Annotated in this window: 11 protein-coding genes; 1 reads left to right on the forward strand and 10 read right to left on the reverse strand. The window is 46.3% G+C overall.

Annotation, left to right across the window (positions count from 1 at the left end; genetic code table 11):
- Positions 1–136 precede the first annotated feature (136 nt).
- The 7 genes from pilO to NSS83_RS16695 form a co-directional block, all read right to left on the reverse strand.
- Positions 137–796 carry a type 4a pilus biogenesis protein PilO gene (gene pilO / locus NSS83_RS16665; RefSeq protein WP_341183660.1) on the reverse strand — a complete coding sequence of 220 codons (660 nt, stop codon included), beginning with the start codon at positions 794–796 and terminating at the stop codon, positions 137–139.
- Positions 783–2,405, reverse strand: a complete 1,623-nt coding sequence (gene pilM / locus NSS83_RS16670) for a pilus assembly protein PilM (RefSeq protein WP_341183659.1) — start codon at positions 2,403–2,405, stop codon at positions 783–785. The genes pilO and pilM overlap by 14 nt, the downstream gene beginning before the upstream one ends.
- 14 nt (positions 2,406–2,419) lie before the next feature.
- Positions 2,420–3,169 carry a prepilin peptidase gene (locus NSS83_RS16675; RefSeq protein ID WP_341183658.1) on the reverse strand — a complete coding sequence of 250 codons (750 nt, stop codon included), beginning with the start codon at positions 3,167–3,169 and terminating at the stop codon, positions 2,420–2,422.
- A 99-nt stretch (positions 3,170–3,268) separates the two neighbouring features.
- Entirely contained in the window at positions 3,269–3,787 is a 519-nt protein-coding gene (locus NSS83_RS16680) for a type II secretion system protein (RefSeq protein ID WP_341183657.1), read from the reverse strand.
- A 121-nt stretch (positions 3,788–3,908) separates the two neighbouring features.
- Positions 3,909–5,114, reverse strand: a complete 1,206-nt coding sequence (locus NSS83_RS16685; protein ID WP_341183656.1) for a type II secretion system F family protein — start codon at positions 5,112–5,114, stop codon at positions 3,909–3,911.
- The gene (locus NSS83_RS16690) at positions 5,101–6,162 is read right to left on the reverse strand and encodes a type IV pilus twitching motility protein PilT (protein ID WP_341183655.1); all 1,062 of its coding nucleotides are present in this window, start codon (positions 6,160–6,162) and stop codon (positions 5,101–5,103) included. The genes NSS83_RS16685 and NSS83_RS16690 overlap by 14 nt, the downstream gene beginning before the upstream one ends.
- Before the next feature lie 18 nt (positions 6,163–6,180).
- Positions 6,181–7,845, reverse strand: a complete 1,665-nt coding sequence (locus tag NSS83_RS16695) for an ATPase, T2SS/T4P/T4SS family (RefSeq protein ID WP_341183654.1) — start codon at positions 7,843–7,845, stop codon at positions 6,181–6,183.
- A 295-nt stretch (positions 7,846–8,140) separates the two neighbouring features.
- Here NSS83_RS16695 and NSS83_RS16700 point away from each other — a divergent pair, with 295 nt between their 5' ends.
- Positions 8,141–12,667, forward strand: coding sequence for a DUF5057 domain-containing protein (locus tag NSS83_RS16700; RefSeq protein ID WP_341183653.1), 4,527 nt, complete (start codon positions 8,141–8,143; stop codon positions 12,665–12,667).
- 109 nt (positions 12,668–12,776) lie between these two features.
- Here the strand turns inward: NSS83_RS16700 and NSS83_RS16705 are convergent, their stop codons facing one another.
- The 3 genes from NSS83_RS16705 to NSS83_RS16715 are packed head-to-tail and all read right to left on the reverse strand — an operon-like array spanning position 12,777 to position 15,724.
- Positions 12,777–14,681, reverse strand: a complete 1,905-nt coding sequence (locus NSS83_RS16705) for a hypothetical protein (RefSeq protein ID WP_341183652.1) — start codon at positions 14,679–14,681, stop codon at positions 12,777–12,779.
- Positions 14,656–15,183, reverse strand: coding sequence for a prepilin-type N-terminal cleavage/methylation domain-containing protein (locus tag NSS83_RS16710; protein ID WP_341183651.1), 528 nt, complete (start codon positions 15,181–15,183; stop codon positions 14,656–14,658). The genes NSS83_RS16705 and NSS83_RS16710 overlap by 26 nt, the downstream gene beginning before the upstream one ends.
- Positions 15,167–15,724 carry a type II secretion system protein gene (locus NSS83_RS16715; protein ID WP_341183650.1) on the reverse strand — a complete coding sequence of 186 codons (558 nt, stop codon included), beginning with the start codon at positions 15,722–15,724 and terminating at the stop codon, positions 15,167–15,169. Before NSS83_RS16715 ends, NSS83_RS16710 begins: the two co-directional genes overlap by 17 nt.
- Positions 15,725–15,763: the final 39 nt, after the last annotated feature.

The raw sequence follows: 15,763 nt of genomic DNA on the forward strand, positions 1-15,763 counted from the left end.
AAGTACTATATAACTTACGATAGCCCGTAAGCTGTAATACCCAAACCACCCTGGGGTATAAACGGATAATGGGGGAAAAGCGTAAAAAAACTCTGCTCCCGTGTAGTCGGGGGCAGAGCTCTATAGTTATCAACTGTTATTTATTTCCGCTTATGGATACCTGAGTGGAATTGCCGGCTGCAAGTGCCTGATCTTCAGTTTCAGGATCAATGGCATCTTCAAAATAGGCTGTAAACGAAACGTTCGCCGTTATAATTTTAGAAGAACCTCCTGCACCCCCGCCGTCCGAGGACCGCTGAAATGTTAATGTATCGACATTCACTACGCGGGGCAGCTGTTGCAGCGCAAGCAGCCATTTGCTGATACTCGAATAATCCCCCTCGACTACAGCCGTCATAGTCAGCGGCTTGACCGCAGGATATACCGCCGTACCTGAACCTGTCATGGTCTGAATCGGATTCTCTTGGCCTATACTGAAATTGACATCCTTTAGCTTCGCCCCGGATACTGATCCGATAGAGCGCAGATCCAGAATCATTTGTTCACTGTTGTCGCCTTTCGGAAGCTGGGTGAGCAGTGCAGCCTCTTCGGCTTGCTGTGAGGTGTCGTTCTTGCGTTCATTAATTTTGCTCTCAAGCAGACTATTCTGTTCATTCAACTGGCTGAGCTCCGATTCCTGATCTTTGACAGTTCGGCTGGTAGGCTGTAGACCAAGCATGAAGAAGGCGAACAGCAACAAAAACAGGATTAGAACGCCCAATGTAATAGGGGACCTGTATTTATTAATTTGTTCCACTGCCATCCCCCTCCCCTGACGCTGCCTGTTGGTCTATTCCAGCTGCTGTATCGTTAGTCTTTGTTTTTAGTAAGCTCACATGGTAAACCGCAGTATACGTACCATATCCTGAGACCGAACCGGACTGTACGGTGGTATCCCCTTCTGTCAGCTTCTGAATTTCGGCTCCCTTGGTGAAAGACATTTTGCGCAGATTGGCCAAATAAATAGAGGAAGCTTCCATACTCGGCACTCTTAACGTGAGATCAATGGAATCATGGTACGTATAGTTTATACTTCGCAGTAAGCTATCCTGCGGCAACCCCGAAGATAGCTCATTCAATACAGGTACAATAATTGTTCTATATGCAAGAATTTCATCCACTGCAGCCTTTCTGTTCAGTGTTCCGGACACTCCATTTATCTTGGCGAGTTCGCTTTGAAGCATCAATGAGCGGTCCTGGGCACCCTGAATTTGTTGCTCATTCTCTGTAATCTGCCCTTTATTTGTTGCAAAGAATATACCGACTCCTACCACACCGACCAGCCATATTCCAACAAGAGCAACAGCAACATATGGGAAAAGAATGGCCTCCCGGTCTTCCCGCGGCAGCAGGTTAACGGCAAGGGTATTACTATCCTGCAGGGCTGCCCCGGCGGCTACACGATAATCATTCAGCTCAGGATCAGGAGCACTGTCACCCGTGACATCTTCCAGTCCGATAGTTGTAACCTCAAGCTCCGTCAAGGATTGTTGCAGTTCCTCGAGCAGCTGGTTGCGAATCTGTAGAGGGCCTGTAATCAGGACATTTTGAATTCTCGTGCTTCCGTCATGAAGACTGTATTGATAAAAGTTCAGCATGCGCGATATTTCAGCGGTGATCTCCAGCATCCGCCCAGGCGCAAGCAATCCCCCGGCCAGGCTAGCTGACGTTGCCGCAACTTCTCTCATATATTCTATCCCAGCTTGTACAGTGGGCTGTACTCCGCTGTTCAAATCCATTTGATTAATGGTTCGGATGAACACCGGATTACCGCTGCGGAACATATATACGTCAAGAACATTCTGCTCGATATTAATAAGCATCGTATCCTCAAACTCTGCCTTGCGGCCAATACTCAAGCTACGGGCAAGTGCTGTTGCCGCAATCTCCACAGTAGCAACCCGCAGACCCGCTCCTTCAAGCACATCAATATAGTCTTGAATCGGCTTACGGGGAGCAGCGAACACCAGGAGATGACTGTTCTCCTCATCTACATCAATTGTGACATAATCATAAACAGGGCTTTCAAAGGGCAGATGCAGTCCCGTCTCCACCTCCAGCTTCACAAGCTGCTCTACCTGCTTCGGATTCGTGCTGGGAATACTCATTTTACGGATGATGATCTGTGATGGCGGAATCGACAGCGAGACCCGTTTACCGCGCAGTCTCTCAACCTTCACCCAGTGCTTGACAGTTTCCAAGAGAGCTTCACGATCGGCTACCTGATTCTCAACAATTAATCCTGGCGGGAGCGGAAGATAGCGCTTCTTACGTACTTCCCATAACTTTTTGTTCTTAAAGCTGATATAGCGGATTCCCGTCTGCTCAATCGCAAGACCGGCCACCGGGTTCTGAAGTCCAAGCATAAGCCATAAGCCTCCTAATGAATAAGCGAGAGATACCCGCCGATAATCTCTGAACCGTAACCGTAAGCAAGTAATCCTCCCAGAGCAAGCCAAGGACCAAAGGGAACGGGCTGCCCGCGCTTAACGATACCCGTCAATTGGAGTGTACCGCCAACCAGTGTACCTAATAGACATGCTGCGAAGAAGGCCAACAGCACATTAGGGAACCCTATGGCCAGTCCCAGCAATGAGAATAGCTTGAAATCACCCATACCCATTCCGCCGAACCAGGCAAAGGGTAGAATGATCGCTCCTCCAACAGCAGCACCTAGAAAGAATAACCATATCGATCCATCAACATTCAATAGAGTGAGCACTAGCAGGAATGGTGTGAAAAATAGCAGGATTTTATTCGGTATCAGCATATATTTGAGATCAGCCACCGTTACAATAACAGCCACACTTGATAATACAATCGCCGTCACACCTTTAACAGTTACGCCGAACTCCAGATAGGACCACAAGAACAGCAGTCCGGTCGCAAGCTCACCTAGCGGGTACAGCATGGATACTTTGGCACCGCAATGCCTGCATTTACCACCGTTTGCCAACCAACTGAGTACCGGTACCAAATCCCGCGGCTTCAGGCGTGTTCCACAACCGGTGCAGTGCGAAGGAGGATGATTGAGCGATTCTCCCGCTGGCACACGCAGAGCGACAACGTTATAGAAGGAGCCTAATATTAGCCCGAGCAGCGTGATATATACAGCGATAACGATGGTCATAGTCCATTCCTTTTGTGTAAAGTGATTTGTAAAAAAGGAACCGGAATGATCCGATTCCTAGATAATTAAGTAAGATATCGTTGATTACTCAAATAATCTTTAAGAATTTGGTGTTGGCGCCGGTGTAGCTGGACTTGACTTTAAGACCTCTGAAGCTGTATAGCTACCTCCAGCCTCCTTACTAGTTCCAGTAGTGGGAACAGATGGTTGATCAGCAGAACCAAGCGGCTTTGGCGCTATTTGAACTGAATCTAACTGGCCTTTGTCAGTGAAAATAACAACACCGCCCTTAATAGTGGCTTTTGAACTTGGAAGACTCAAGTCAGTATCCAAATACCCTTCTCTCTGCATTTCAGCAATAGTAACATTTACACCAGAAGTATCAACGAACTTACCATCTTTTTCACCAGCGATGTAAAGTCTCGCCGCATCATAAATTTGCCGGGCTGTAGCTACGTCAGAGTCTTTTTTTGTATCCGAAATAACATTCCCGATCAAAGGAATCGCAATAACCGCAATAATCCCCAAGATAACGATAACTGCCAATAATTCGATCAGCGTAAAGCCCTTCTGGCCTTCCTCTTTACTCAATCTCTTCTTGATTGCATTTGCTAACATTTGATTTCCTCCTAAAATGTATTTTTAAAGGTCTGGATGAGTGCTTGAATTCGTTGTATCTGCATTCGTCAGTACGAAGGCTATCTGCCCCCGCCCGGCGTCACCCCTCTCAAAGATGTCATCACATATTGCTATAGATACTGAACATTGGCAGCATAATGGCTGCTACAATCACGCCGACTACTCCCGCCAGGAAAGCTATCAATAACGGCTCAAGTAAAGACTTCAGCCGGTCAACAGTGTTTTCCACATCCATCTCATAGAAATCTGCTATCTTGGACAACATCTGGTCGAGCGCACCCGTCTCTTCGCCTATGGCGATCATCTGTGTGACCAGCGGCGGAAAGACCCAGGCTTTTTTCAAAGGTTCCGACAGAGGCTTTCCTTGTCTGAGTGAGTCTCCTGCGCTGCGAATGTACTTTCCAATTACCTTGTTGCCCGCAATTTCTTCAACAATCGCCAGCGATTGCAGGATCGGCACTGAACTGGCATACAGCGAAGAGAAGGTTCTGGTGAACTGCGCAATAGAGCCCTTCTGATTAAGCTTCCCGAACACAGGCACCTTCAGCTTGGCATAATCCAATGCGTAGGCCCCCTTCTCTGTACGCTTCGTTATCTGAAAGGCTACTATGATCACAATCAGACCGATCAGCCAAAAATACCATTGCCCTTGTATGCTCTTACTAAGCACAAGTACCATCTTGGTGATAGCCGGAAGCTCTGCATTCATCGACTCGAACATAGTTACGAACTGCGGAACGATAGCCCACAGCAGATAGATAACAGCGGCCACCGCCATAACGCCAACGGTGATCGGATACATCAGCGCAGATTTAATTTTCTCTGTGGTGGTATGCTGTTTCTCAAAATACATTGCCAGCCGTTCCAGCGTTCCTTCAAGGTCCCCGGTTTCCTCACCCGCCCTTACCATACTCACGAACAAATGCGGGAATATCTTTTTGTGATCCTGTATAGCTTGTGAGAAAGCTATTCCCCGCAAAAGACTGGAACTGACGTCCTGCAGCGCTTTGGCCAGCGGCTTGCTGTCTGTCTGCTCCGCCAGAATTCGGGTCGCATCAACGATAGACACACCTGCACGGATTAACGTGGCGAACTGGCGGCAATAAATAATGAAATGAATGGTTTTCACCGGATTACCGATATAAATCTCCATCGACAGGATAGAGTTTTTCTGCTCATTCAGTGAGAAAACAGTAAGTCCCCGCTTGCGGAGTTCCTCCATGGCAGTGGACTTATCTTGTGCCGTAAGCTTACCTTTGAGCTGTTTGCCCGCCGAAGTCTTAACCTGATATTCAAATTGAGGCATCGGAACTCCCCCCCGCAAGATAGGTTTTAGCTGCCGATGTATCAATTAGCCCTCTAGCCAGGCATTCACGGATGTTCATCTCCAGCGTATGCATCCCCTGAGCTTTACCCGTCTGCATGATATTCTTGATCTGATGTGTCTTCTCGCTCCGTATCATATTCCCGACTGCAGGCGTATTAATCAGAATCTCAGTTACACTGATTCGCCCCTGACCTTGAGAGCGGGGGAACAAGCGCTGGGAGACTACTGCCAGCAATACGGAAGCCAGCTGCAAGCGGATTTGGTTCTGCTGATGTCCGGGAAATGCATCGATAATCCGGTCAATTGTCTGCGGTGCGTCTGAGGTGTGCAGGGTTGCCATGACCAGGTGGCCGGTTTCAGCTGCGGTTACCGCTGCCGATATCGTCTCCAAATCGCGCATTTCTCCAAGAAGGATGACATCGGGATCTTGCCTGAGCGCCGCCCTAAGGCCGGTTGGGAAACTGGCAGTGTCGCTGCCAATCTCTCGCTGATCGATAATGCAGGTCCCATGGCTATGTAAAAATTCAATCGGATCTTCCAGCGTAACAATATGTTTACGTTCACGGCTGTTAATATGATGGATCATTGCTGCTAATGTAGAGGACTTGCCGCTCCCTGTCGGGCCAGTTACCAGAATCAGCCCCTGTGGCTTCAGCGCCAGTGATGAAAGTATCGGCGGAAGCGCCAGCTTCTCCAGGGTCGGAATATCTGCCGGAATACTCCGGGCAGCAATACTGATCCCCCCTCGCTGACGGTATACGTTCACTCGGAACCGGACTCCGCCTTCTAGCGGGTAAGAGAAATCATACTCACCCGCCGCCCGGAATTCAGCTTCTCTCTCGGGACCGAGCAGGTCAAGGGCCATCTCTTCAGCCTCGCCGGGACCAATGAGTGCTCCCTCCACATTCTCTAGCCTGCCGTCAATCCGCAGCACAGGAGGTGAGCCTACGGAGATATGCAAATCAGACGCTCTGGAGGAGTGAGCCAAGTGCAGAAGCTGTATTATCGTTCTAGTTGAAACTGGCAATATGTCTCCCCCTAATCATTAATGGGATACTGTCTCCCGCAGCACTTCCTGCAGAGTGGTCATCCCCTGCGATACTTTAAGCAGACCATCTTCCATCAGTTGGACCAGTCCGCCTACTTTGGCAGCGGAGCGCAGTTCTTCTACCGAAGCGGAGTCGGTAACCAATTGCCGCATATGATCATCAATAGTCAAAACCTCATGGATGGCAAGCCTGCCCCGATATCCGGTAGAGTTGCAGCTTCCACAGCCGCTTCCCCGGTGAAGGATATCCGTTCGGAGTCCGTAGCGTTCAAGCATAATCGCTTCCTGCTGGGATGGCTTATAGGTCTCCTTACAGTCTGTGCAAATTTTGCGCACCAGCCGCTGGGCAACGACACCGATCAATGACGACGCAATCAGATAGGGCTCGACACCCATATCACGAAGCCGGGATATGCTGCTTACAGCATCGTTAGTATGTAATGTTGACAGTACCAAGTGTCCTGTCAGTGAAGCTCGGACCGCAATTTCAGCTGTTTCGGTGTCCCGTATCTCCCCTACCATGACAATATTGGGGTCTTGACGGAGTATAGAGCGCAATCCCGCTGCGAATGTAAGGCCAATAGCTGGATTAACATGTACCTGATTAATTCCTTCAAGCTGGTACTCCACAGGATCTTCAACCGTGATAATGTTAACCGTCTCCTGATTCAGTTGGCTGAGCGCGGAATACAGTGTCGTAGTCTTTCCGCTGCCTGTAGGCCCTGTAATGAGCATGATTCCATATGGGCGGCCAATCATTTCCTTGAATGTGGCTGCATTGCCTTCACTGAACCCCAGCGTATCCACTGCCTTGATACCTGTACTGAGATCCAGCAGCCGCAGTACAATTTTCTCCCCATGCATCGTCGGCAATGACGACACACGAATGTCGATCATCTTGTAGTCGAATTGCATTTTGATACGGCCATCCTGGGGAAGGCGGCGTTCCGCAATATTCAGCCGTGCCATGATTTTGAGTCGGGCTGTAATAAATCCCTGCATCTGCTTGGGAATCAGCCGCTCGGTACGAAGCGTCCCATCAATCCGGTAGCGGATAAGCAGGTTATTCTCGCCGGGATCGACATGTATGTCGGACGCCCGCAATTGAACCGCCTGTTGGATCATCTGATTAACAAGCCGGACAATGGGAGAATCCTCGTCCGTAATTTCTGTCTCCGTAATCTCCTCCTGTGTCGGCAGCTCAATCAGCATCTGGTTCATAGAGTCGCGCATACCATAGTGCCGGGCAATAGCACGCTGCAATTCGTCTCTGGTAGAAATGGCCGGTTCAATCCGGAATCCCGTGCTCATCCGCAAATCCTCAATTGCGAAATAATCCAGCGGATCTGCCATAGCTACCATTAGCTTCCCCCCCTCTTTCAAGAAAGGGAGAACCTGATACCGCTTGGCCATACTTTCCGGAATAATCTGTGTAATCGCCGGGTCAATATGGTATTTATGCAAACTGACATGAGGGATACCCAACTGGAATTCCAACACCTCAATCAATTGCTGCTCTGTAATGTATCCTTGTGAAATCAGCAGGTCACCTAGTTTACGTTTGGTCTTGCGCTGGTCTATCAGCGCCTCCTGAAGCTGTTCCTCTGATATAATTCCGTTCTCTACCAGCAAATCTCCCAATCTCTTTTTTATGATTGCCAACCGCAGCTCATCTCCATGCCATGTGGATTATGTAGATTATCGGTTCATATGTGAATCAAAGTACCCATTTTAAATTTTTATAATAAAAATTTAGATAATCAACTTTAAAATATAATTCTAAAGACTCAAATATAGGGGTATATTTACACACTCCCTCATTGCCTATCTGTGAAATTTATCCTAGAATGATATATAGCATATTATAGGTGATCTTACAATAATTTTAGGGAAAAAATGCAATTTTGACATATGAAATACACTATTCAATCTATTTTTTCGATAAACGGAGGAATTGATGATGAAGGAAATGTTTAGACGGAGAAAGTTGGTCTTTTTTTCTGGGGCTTTTGCATTGATAGTAATGCTAGTTGTACTAGTTCAGGTGTTCAGTCCAGATGTGGAGGCCTCCAATAATAACTATCCGATAAGCATTCTTGAGGTCACTGATCCAACTAGTAGCAGTCTAAGTTCAGGCGGCAGTGAACTGGAAGAAATCAAGAGACTTTCTAATGTCAACGTAGAGACTATGACCATGAAAAAGTTCGTGTCACTGCGTGAGGACTGGGATGGAAAGTACGATGCAATTTACATAGGCCGCGGAAGCTTCAATAAGCAATTGGTTGCAAGCACTGTGAACACTAAAGATACCGACCGGGATAAAGCCCATAATACGCTCGCTGTCCAGAATGATATCACGGGTCTGAAGGCACAAGAAATTATCGATTACTATATCAATAAAGGGCTTTATGTATACTTTCAAGAGGATACCTTTGCAGCTCAGGATAAAGATAAGAATCTTCAAGGGAAACTCTATGCCTCTTTTAATATCTACCGTTCCTCTATGGGTGCAAAGAGTAATGTCATATTTCTCACAGATACTACCCGCAGCAGCCTGATAACCGCAATTAAGACCCGTACTGCACCAACAATAACTGGCCTAATTCGGCGTCCGCTGCTTACAATTTCTAATAAATCAAAGATCAAGAGTTACCTGGCTAATCCTAATGAGACTTATGGACCAGGCGACACCATAACATTCGCAATTAAACTTGATAATGTCCCTAATATTGCTGCCACCCCTGCCAGGGTTCGATTGTATATGAATATGGATTCTTCCATTCCTATGACAGAAGAGCATGTGGTTGCCTCACTTGAGCTGAACTCAACTGAAGGAACGCTCCAATACACACTACCTGATACTTATACCGGACTGCTTTACTGGAAACTGGAGGTCACTGATACCTCAACCAACCTCAAATCCTTTGATAGGGACATCATTCGCTATACTGGCATTAAGCCGGTCATCAATGTTCTTCAGGTCATGCCCTCAGGCCGTTCTGACAGCTCGCTCCGCAATAGTCTTAACATGAATCAGAATTACTTGGATACCAGCAACTATCAGCTTTCTATTTCTACGATGAACGTCGACAGGTTTAATACTTATATCACTGAGCATGCCAAGGATCCACAGCGTGGTCTGAACGGTGTTTATGATATGATCGTCTTCGGTTTTCAGGATATGTATGACCGGGTAACCAATCCAATGCTTTCAAAAGAGGCTGCCCAAGCAGTCTATGATTTCGCTAATACGACAAAACAAAGCATCATGCTCACCCATGATACGATTTTCATTGATGACCCGAACGATTCAAATTTCTGGGGTGATTATTTCCGGATACCCGTTGGACAGACTATAAGAACTTATCTCGGGGGAAATGCAGTAAATACATCCTCCAAGGTTGTTCCAGTCAATAACGGCTTACTAACGCAATATCCTTTTAACCTCAATAATGCAAACAATACCTACTACCCTGTTGCTGATACACATGATCAATTTTTCATGCTGGATCTGGAACGGGCCGATGTAGTACCTTGGTATAACATAAAGAGTGAGTCTGGGAAAACTCAGCGGGATGTTGACGACAGCTATAACCACTTTTACACCTACTCTGTAGGAAGCATTACTTTCTCTGGTACAGGACATAGCAAGAAAGGAGATATTAATAGTAATATCAAATTTCCGGACTGGGAACAAAGGCTTTTCGTCAATACCATGTACAGGGCTTTTGCCGGGGCTAACCATGCACCAGAGATCACAGTGAACTCCCCTGCTGATAGCAGTGTCATCCCGTCCTATGCCAATGAATTACTGGTAGATTACAGCGTAAGAGATTTTGATCTGAATGACCGCAGCCTGAAAACCTCCATTCGCTTTAAAACGGGAGGGAATTACATAGATAATATCGGGGTTAATGATTTGAACCTTCAGTCTGGACGGACCATCAGCCGCTCCTTTACTAATCCGCTTCCGAATGGCGGAGATCTTCAGATTGAAATTAAAGCCTGGGACAGTCATGGTGCGCTGGCAACCAAAACGGTTAACGTAACGATCAAACCGGCCACCTCCAGTCTGATAGCAACACAATCCTTACCCGCAAATATTATTGATGGCCACATTGTAAGGGGGGAACAGGTTGCTGTTACCTATACAATCACTCCAAAACCGATCCCATTCTCCCAAGCCCAGATTACGGAAAATGTCGGCGACAGCCAGATTATTTCTAATGTTATTTTTAAAAACAATCTTCCATCCGGGCTGGAGATTGTTGGATCATCCTCACCGATTAACCAAACAGGCACGGTAGAATCCGGCTATAGCATTACAAAAAAATTAAATGATATCCGTTATACCCTCCAGACTGGAACAAACGGCATTAAGACATTTGTTCCCGCTCCAGGCCAGGAGGTTACTTTCTCAATTACAGTATCTCCGCAAAAAGGCGGGGACTTCACATTGAATTCAGCTACTCTGCAATATGATGAAATTCATGCTACAGCTAACGATTCACTTCTTGGAACCGGAATGGATTATAATCTCATTGTTATCAATAATCAAACAGCTGCTACGATCAATAATCTCTCTATTAAAGGACGGGTGGCTGTAAGCGGCGATGTCGATTTCCGCAATATTAGCGGGGGTGCCACTATTTACGGGGATAACGCTAACGGCGATTATTCTCAGAATGCTCTAGTAGTAGGCGGAAGCTTGTACTATAACAACAATATCACTATCAACGGTAATGCAGTGTACAGCGGTACTTATTATTACAGCGGTGCTGCAGACACCCAGTCTATCAGAGGAAAGGTTGTGAAGGGCTCACCTGTTGACTTCGCTTCGCTTCGGGACCGGATGACGAGTCTCTCAGCCCGACTCGGTAAACTGACCAATAATGGATCAGTAGAATCCGCGTATGGCACAATTAAACTAACAGGCACGGGTGATGCCAAACTATTTGTATTTACCGTTCCGGCTGCTATGGTTGCTTCCGCTTCGAGCTTAAATATCTCTGTCCCATCAGGCTCTACTGTCTTAGTCAACACTGGCTCAGACAGTGATATTGTCAAAATGGCACTCAACACTAATCTCAGCGGAGTCGATGCCGCCCATGTTATTTACAATTTCCCAAGTGCTAAATCATTGGAATTGCACTATACCCTGAAAGGAACATTCTTGGCTCCAAATGCTACTGTCAGTTTTGATAATGGAGAGCTCACGGGTCAGGTAATCGCAGGTTCCGTTACGAAGATGACGACCTTATTGTACTCACCTTTTAGCGGAACAATCCCGGTTAATGATGTCCCTGTCCCTGGCACGGCGGTATTTTCACCAGAGTTAAAACTGCATGCGGCAATCTGGGTTGAGAAAATTACGCTGCCGCCAACAGATATCCTGCTGAATGATAACCCTTTGCGGATTGTTCCTTCAGAAATTTCACCAGCGGATGCGACTAATAAGGTATTAAGCTGGAGTTCAGCCAATCCTTCAATTGTGTCCATTGATCCCATAAGCGGAGATATTACCGGTAATAGAACAGGTTCCGTTGAAATTACAGCTGCAGCTACAGACGGAAGTGGAGTGACAGGAAAAGCTATAATTACCGTCAAGAACCGCAGCCTGAGGATTGAAGGCGGAGATAGTCCGGTCAGACCTGATTCCAATGTCGGGCTTATAGCCATTTATAACACAATCCTGGAGAAGCAAATTACCTATAGCTGGAAGGTTTTTGATGTAAACGGCAAAGATGTGAGTAGCTATATCCAGGCTACCGCTGAGAATGCTACATTTAATGCACCTGTATCCGGAAAGTACAAGGTTCAAGTCTACGTCTCCAGCGACAAGGCTGATCATGTTTCTTCCAGCAAAATCATAACCGTGAAAACTCCGCTTGAGGCACTGACCATTTCGGGCACCGGGAACTCGATACCAACCAAAGGTTCTCTTACTCTTACGGCAATTCTAACACCAGTAAATGCAGACGAGACATCCTTGGAGTGGAGCTTCCTCAATCCGAACGATAGCCAATATGCTGAGCTGAAGCCCATTCCCGGAACGAACCAATGTCAACTGGTAGCAAAAGATGTTCCTAACCATACGGTTCAGGTTATAGTACAAGACAAAACTAGCGGGATCACCAGTCTGCCTTATGCTGTAAATATTACCGGTCTTATTAGTCTCGAATTCAGCCAGTTCAGCCACACCATATATGTCGGTGATCCTGCCTTTAATCTGGCGGATCTGCTATGGACAATACCACGCACCTTTTCCTTGGCATCGATTCTGAATGACTTAACTTGGACTAGCAGTGACCCTGCTGTTGCCTCGTTTGCCAACATCCACACAGGATCAATCACGGGGAACAAAAAAGGTACAGTGACGGTGACAGTCACCTACGCCCCTCCTGGAACAACTGAGGTTAAAGCAAATATCGAAGTGATTGTAAAAAAACGTGAAGCAAACCTTAATGAGGGAGACCTCTACTAATCAACTTTGGGTAAAGATCTTATGTCAAATAAAAAGACCTTCTTAGCTCCGATCGTTACAGAACGGATGAGAAGGTCTTATTTTGTCTTATATCAGCTAACTCTCTTCATCAATTTGTTGGATTCGTATCAGAAGCTCTGGGAGGTACACTTATCAGCCTCATCGGACTGACAGCTATATTCACTTTGCGGACCCGTGGCAGACTGGATTGCTGATCGGTGTAAACCCTGTGATTGTAAATCACCCGAAAACGTTCCCTTGCTCTTGGCTCTGTAACTTGGGGTTCCGAGAAGATCAACTGGCTGGGAAGTACTGCGTCAGGCGGTTCAGATGTATTGCCCAACACCGCATTCACTGTCAAATCTCCTTTTGAGAAAAATCCGCCTTTCAACCAAAATATTGAACCTACCCCATAAAGTTTAGCTTCAGCATCTGTATAAAAAAATGCATTCATTTCATCTGGATCTGCATTGGAAAAGGCATCAATCCGGTTTACCAGCACCGGTCCCTTGGAGATCAGCACTAATTCCTTCTTATCAGTACCCGTTCCTAAGCCGCTAATTACAGCATCCTCCACTGTAGTTCGTCCCAGCACAAGCATCGTAGAATCGAAGGACACGTTGCCTTTAATCTTTACATCACCCGTGACTAGAATGTTTGCTTTTATATATAGTGGATCGAAGTCAGCTTTATTATTTGTAATATCTAGGTTGCCGTCTATCACAATCCATTTTGGAACGGCACCCCTTTTAGCTGTCTCTTCAAAAGTCAGGCCGTAGAAGTCATTCCCCTCAATAGTGAGATTACCGTTAACCCGAAAGGATTGATTCAGGTTCATGAAGGATTGGTGATACGCAAGAAGCTCCCTCTCATACTGATCAAGCCTTGCCAGATAATCTTGATCGCTCTCTTCTTCATCTTGTGCAGGTTTCTCGGGAGGAGAAGTTACTGTCTTGGCATTAATAAGACTCCCTGTCTGAAGCCACTCGGTTAGCTCACCTGTACTTTTTTGGTTAAGTTGTTTCCTCAATGCCTCAGCGGCATTGTCATTTGAAGGCGATGTGGCTTCAACGAGCTTATCAATAAAGGACTCCTCTACATTAATTTGCACAAACTTTTTCTGCTCTTTAATTTTAATCTTGTCCAAACTAATCCCCATGATATCCTTAACGGTTTGTTTCATATCGGAGCTATCAGCCAATATTTTGGCCTCTCCCCCGTTTCCTGAGGAATCAAACACATGGTATTCAATGTCCTTAAGGGACTGAACAAAGACTTCTCCCAGATTCGCAGCATCTATTCCATTAGGCTGTATCTGCGGAAACATTGTTGATTTTTTTAGCCCGGGATCACCCAGATACTTATAATCTGCCCTGTTAGAGATAACCAGCTTATTACCTGCATAAATATTACCTTTCAGCACTGGAGCCCCATTCAGATAGACGTTCTGCTCAGAACCAAAGGCATATTTCAAAAAATCAGGGTAGGTGTCGATCGTAATTCTCTGCTGCAGTGTACGTTGCACTCCATTTACCAGTGCTGAAGCCTCCACATCAATATAGTATTGTCTTAGCTGACTATCGAATTTCTTATCTTTATACTCAATGTAATCAATCATGCCACTGCTGTTAACGCCAAGCTCTGTAGATACATTAAGACCTTTCTTGTCTAACCCGCTTAGAATATTCTCTAGCTTGTCAGGATTAATATCCGTAATTGGGGACAGCTTGGCCTGGATAAACGCGGTGGCCTCATCCAGGCCCTTTTGCGCCAAATGAAGACTTTGCACATCATTCTCCCTGGTCTCTGTCCGTACAGCTCCACCAACAGTCGCACTAAGTACCCCCATCCCAAGAATCGTAAGCAACAGCACGATGAACATTACCAGAACCAGGGCGGAGCCACTCTCGGAACGAAACTGCTGTACTCCAACTCTGTTTCCATCCTCTCGTGAGAGACTTTTCAGCTTAAGAATCAAAGCCTTGCCTTTAGAAACCGAATTGGCTATCCACATGTAGCTCCTCCTCCTCTGATGCTCCACCTTTATAATTTAACTTAAGCTGGATTCGCACCAATCCGGATTCATATAATGCATTAAGATTGGACCTATCCTCATCTACCTTAGTAACTGCTATGGTTGACCCTGCTAATGCTGAGTCCAAATGAAGTGCCGCCGTGCTTCCCGGACCAATCCTTGAGTCCCCAATTTGAATATCATCGCCGTCAACCTGAATACGCAGCGGATCACTATCAGTTCTCAATAGCATAATTCCTGAATTCGTACTCTGAATTTCCTCAGGTCCATAGGTATATAGCTGTGTAATAATTGAAGACATCACAAGATCAGCTTCATCACGCAATCTATTTTCCACCGTAATTTTATGATAGCTTCGGAAACCAAACGTAGTCACGGAGCCAATGATTCCGGCCACAATGGCAAATAGACTGATGGCAGCGATCAGTTCAATTAGAGTAAAACCATTCTCGCGCTCAGCTGTATTAGCGAATCTCTTCATTGCTGATATATCCCTCCACCTCTACGGGTGCTGATAGGCTTCCCCCGGAATCACGGGTAACCACTACCTTGACTGGAAGCAAGTAGTTTCGTAAATCATTTTCACCTGTATTTACATCTAGCCCCTTTTGATAAATAACATCAATACTGTAATCCGTTCCATTTACTTTGGGGTGTAGTACATGAGACAGGGTTTCCGTGTTAAACGCCTTACGGTAAGCGGCTCCCTCATCACTGATAGCATCACCACAGTCTCCAATCTTGCAAACATCAGCAGAAAGTCTTTCTGTTGTATCTCTGAAAAACTCCACCGTCTTATCAAAATCCTGCTTCTCCATATAAAACAAAGCGTTCCGCGCCAGATTGACCATGATCGTCTTGTTCTGGTTGGACTTGGAATAGGTCATGGCATTGGTAAAATAAGAAGTCAGCACCAGGGACACTATCGACAAAATGACGATGGCGGCCAGCACCTCGATCAAGGTGAAGCCCGCTTCCTTGCTCCGCTCGCGGCTGCGGTTCCATGGGTCTTTCCAGGACATTGTGTTCGCTCCCTATACTCTATTAGATTCAATTATGGG

The organism is Paenibacillus sp. FSL H3-0469 (assembly GCF_038051945.1).
GTDB lineage: Bacteria > Bacillota > Bacilli > Paenibacillales > Paenibacillaceae > Paenibacillus_AQ.

Coding starts and splice junctions, on each gene's coding strand:
- NSS83_RS16685 (WP_341183656.1), bottom strand. CDS start 5,114: ATGCCTCAATTTGAATATCAGGTTAAGACTTCGGCGGGCAAACAGCTC.
- NSS83_RS16705 (WP_341183652.1), bottom strand. CDS start 14,681: ATGTGGATAGCCAATTCGGTTTCTAAAGGCAAGGCTTTGATTCTTAAG.
- NSS83_RS16700 (WP_341183653.1), top strand. CDS start 8,141: ATGATGAAGGAAATGTTTAGACGGAGAAAGTTGGTCTTTTTTTCTGGG.
- NSS83_RS16715 (WP_341183650.1), bottom strand. CDS start 15,724: ATGTCCTGGAAAGACCCATGGAACCGCAGCCGCGAGCGGAGCAAGGAA.
- NSS83_RS16675 (WP_341183658.1), bottom strand. CDS start 3,169: ATGACCATCGTTATCGCTGTATATATCACGCTGCTCGGGCTAATATTA.
- NSS83_RS16710 (WP_341183651.1), bottom strand. CDS start 15,183: ATGAAGAGATTCGCTAATACAGCTGAGCGCGAGAATGGTTTTACTCTA.
- pilM (WP_341183659.1), bottom strand. CDS start 2,405: ATGCTTGGACTTCAGAACCCGGTGGCCGGTCTTGCGATTGAGCAGACG.
- NSS83_RS16680 (WP_341183657.1), bottom strand. CDS start 3,787: ATGTTAGCAAATGCAATCAAGAAGAGATTGAGTAAAGAGGAAGGCCAG.